The organism is Nonomuraea lactucae (genome assembly GCF_003313395.1).
Classification (GTDB): domain Bacteria; phylum Actinomycetota; class Actinomycetes; order Streptosporangiales; family Streptosporangiaceae; genus Nonomuraea; species Nonomuraea lactucae.
Map to the genome: position 1 here is coordinate 1 of NZ_QNFZ01000717.1, position 3,598 is coordinate 3,598.

Consider the following 3,598-nt stretch of genomic DNA (forward strand, 5'->3'; position numbering starts at 1 on the left):
CTGGTCGTCACGGTGCTGGCGGCGGGCGGCACCCGGCCGGCCACCGCGGGCGCGGGCGGCGACGACGAGGCGTGGGACGTCGGCGCGCTCGCCGAGCTGGACGTGCCGATCCTGCAGGGCCTCTGCCTGACCAGCAGCAGGCAGGCGTGGGAGGAGAACGACGACGGCCTCTCCCCGCTGGACGCCGCCTCCCAGGTGGCGATCCCGGAGTTCGACGGCCGGATCATCACGGTGCCGTTCTCGTTCAAGGAGATCGACGAGGACGGGCTGACCGTCTACGTCGCCGACGCCGAGCGGGCGGCCCGCGTGGCCGGCATCGCCGTACGGCACGGCCTGCTGAGGCACACCCCGGCCGGAGAGCGCCGCCTCGTGGTGATGCTGTCGGCGTACCCGACCAAGCACTCCCGGGTCGGCAACGCGGTCGGCCTGGACACCCCCGCGAGCACGGTCAGGCTGCTGGCCAGGCTCGCCGAGGCGGGCTACGACCTGGGCGACGGCTTCCCCGGCGTGGCGGAGCAGGACGGCGACGCGCTCGTCCACGCGCTGATCGCCGCGGGCGGCCAGGACCCGGACTGGCTCACCGAGGAGCACCTCGCCGGCAACCCCGTGCGCATCTCCGCGCGCTCGTACGAGCAGTGGTACGGCACGCTGCCCGAGGACCTGCGCGCGGGGATGGAGCGGCACTGGGGACCGCCGCCGGGTGAGCTGTTCGTGCACGACGGGGACATCGTGCTGGCCGCGCTGCGCGCCGGGAACGTCGTGGTGATGGTCCAGCCGCCGCGCGGCTTCGGCGAGAACCCGATCGCCGTCTACCACGACCCCGACCTGCCGCCCAGCCACCACTACCTGGCCGCCTACCGCTGGCTGTCGGCCGAGTTCGGCGCGCACGCCATGGTGCACGTGGGCAAGCACGGCAACCTGGAGTGGCTGCCGGGCAAGTCGGCCGGCATGTCGGCCTCGTGCGGCACCGACGCGGCCATCGGCGACCTGCCGCTGGTCTACCCGTTCCTGGTGAACGACCCGGGCGAGGGCACGCAGGCCAAGCGGCGGGCGCACGCCGTCCTCGTGGACCACATGGTCCCGCCCATGGCCCGGGCCGAGACCTACGGCGACATCGCCCGGCTGGAGCAGCTCCTGGACGAGCACGCCTCGATCGCCGCCATGGACCCGGCCAAGCTGCCCGCGATCAGGGCGCAGATCTGGACGCTGATCCAGGCGGCCAGGCTCGACCACGACCTCGGCCTGACGGATCGGCCGCACGACACCGAGTTCGACGACTTCCTGCTGCACGTGGACGGCTGGCTGTGCGAGGTGAAGGACGCGCAGATCCGCGACGGCCTGCACGTGCTCGGCCACGCCCCGACCGGCACGGAGCGGGTGAACCTGGTGCTCGCGATGCTGCGGGCCAGGCAGATGTGGTCGGGCCGCGAGACGCTGCCCGGCCTGCGCGAGGCCCTCGGCCTGGCCGAGGACGGCACCGCCGGCCTGGACAGCGTGGACCGCGCCGAGGCGACCGCCCGCGCCCTGGTGCAGGCCATGGAGGACCGCGGCTGGTCCCCCGGCGCCGCCCCTGAGGTCGCGCGGCAGGCGTTGGATGAGCATTCCGAACAGGTGGCGCGCATCCTGACCTTCGCCGCCACCGAGATCGTCCCCCGGCTGGCCCGCACCACCGACGAGCTCGACCACGTGCTGCACGCGCTCGACGGCGGGTACGTCCCCGCCGGGCCGAGCGGATCGCCGCTGCGCGGGCTCGTCAACGTGCTGCCGACCGGCCGCAACTTCTACTCCGTCGACCCGCGCGCGGTGCCCAGCAGGCTCGCCTGGGAGACCGGCCGGGCCATGGCCGACTCGCTCCTGGAGCGCTACCGGGCCGACACCGGGGAGTGGCCGCGCTCGGTCGGCCTGTCCGTCTGGGGCACCAGCGCGATGCGCACGGCGGGCGACGACGTGGCCGAGGTGCTGGCCCTGCTCGGCGTCCGCCCCGCGTGGGACGAGGCCTCGCGCAGGGTGACCGGCCTGGAGCCCGTGCCGCTCGACGAGCTGGGCCGTCCCCGCATCGACGTGACGGTCCGCATCAGCGGCTTCTTCCGCGACGCGTTCCCGCACGTGGTGGGCATGCTGGACGACGCCGTCCGGCTGGTCGCCGGGCTGGACGAGCCGGACACCGCCAACTACGTGCGCGCCCACGTCGCCGCCGACACCCGGTCGCACGGCGACGCCCGCCGGGCCACGATGCGGATCTTCGGCTCCGCGCCCGGCGCGTACGGCGCCGGGCTGCTGCCGCTCATCGACAGCCGCAACTGGCGCGACGACGCCGACCTGGCGGAGGTGTACGCGGTGTGGGGCGGCTTCGCCTACGGCCGGGACCTCGACGGCGTACCGGCCCGGCAGGACATGGAGAGCGCCTACCGCAGGATCGCCGTGGCCGCCAAGAACGTCGACACCCGCGAGCACGACATCGCCGACTCCGACGACTACTTCCAGTATCACGGCGGCATGGTCGCCACGGTCCGCGCGCTCACCGGCAAGGCCCCGGCCGCCTACGTCGGCGACAGCACCCGCCCGGACGCGGTGCGCACCCGGACGCTGTCGGAGGAGACCGCCCGGGTCTTCCGCGCCCGGGTGGTCAACCCCAACTGGCTGGCCGCGATGCGGCGGCACGGCTACAAGGGCGCGTTCGAGCTGGCGGCCACCGTGGACTACCTGTTCGGCTACGACGCCACGACGGGCGTGATGGCCGACTGGATGTACGACAAGCTGACCGAGACGTACGTGCTCGACCCCGAGAACCAGGCGTTCATGGCCAAGTCCAACCCGTGGGCGCTGCACGGCATCGCCGAACGGCTCCTGGAGGCGGCGGAGCGCGGCATGTGGGAGCACCCGGACCCGGAACTGCTGCGCGGCCTGCAAGAGGTCTACCTCAAGACCGAGGGGGACCTGGAGGACGACACCAGCCGCTGAGCCAGCGCCGGGCTGCCCGCCCAGTGCAGGTGCAGGTAGGACGCGGTGAGCAGGGCGTCGCCGAACCCGTCGGCGCCGCCCTCCCAGCGGAACAGCGGCTCGTGGCCGTGCTCGACGGCGGTCCGGTGGAACTCGTGGCCCCTGAAGCGCTCCCCCGGCCTGGTCAGCAGCGACGCCCGGCCCGCGGTCGCCTCCCGGTAGCCGAGCGCGAGCCGGTCCGTCATCCGCGCGACGCCCGGCAGCCGCCCGCACATGCGCTGCCCGTCCAGCTCGCGGCACAGGTAGAGCAGCCCGGCGCACTCGGCCGCGATGGGCCCGTCGAAGGCGGCCACCTGCTCGCGGAGGGGCTCGTTGGCGGCCAGCTCGGCGGCGTAGACCTCGGGGAACCCGCCGCCGATGACGACGGCGCCCGTCCCGGCGGGCAGCTTCTCGTCGCGGAGCGGGTCGAACACCGCGATCTCGGCCCCGGCCGCGCGGAGCAGCTCGACGTGCTCGGCGTACCCGAACGTGAACGCCGCCCCACCGGCCACCGCCACCACCGGCCGCGGCGACTCCCCCGGCTGTGCCTGCCGCGGCGACGCACCTGGCGATCCCGGCGGCTCCCAGGCGCGGGCCTCCAGCGGCGGGGCCGTGCGCG

Annotated in this window: 1 protein-coding gene and 1 pseudogene; one reads left to right on the forward strand and one right to left on the reverse strand. The window is 74.6% G+C overall.

Annotated features, from left to right (window positions below):
* The coding region (gene cobN, locus DQW85_RS25955) for a cobaltochelatase subunit CobN (protein ID WP_113702565.1) at window positions 1-2,961 on the forward strand (2,961 nt) is incomplete at its 5' end.
* On the opposite strand, the pseudogene DQW85_RS25960 reads toward cobN, so the two are convergent.
* Window positions 2,916-3,598: pseudogene (locus tag DQW85_RS25960) on the reverse strand (cobyrinate a,c-diamide synthase); the annotation flags it as partial. The gene cobN and the pseudogene DQW85_RS25960 overlap by 46 nt on opposite strands.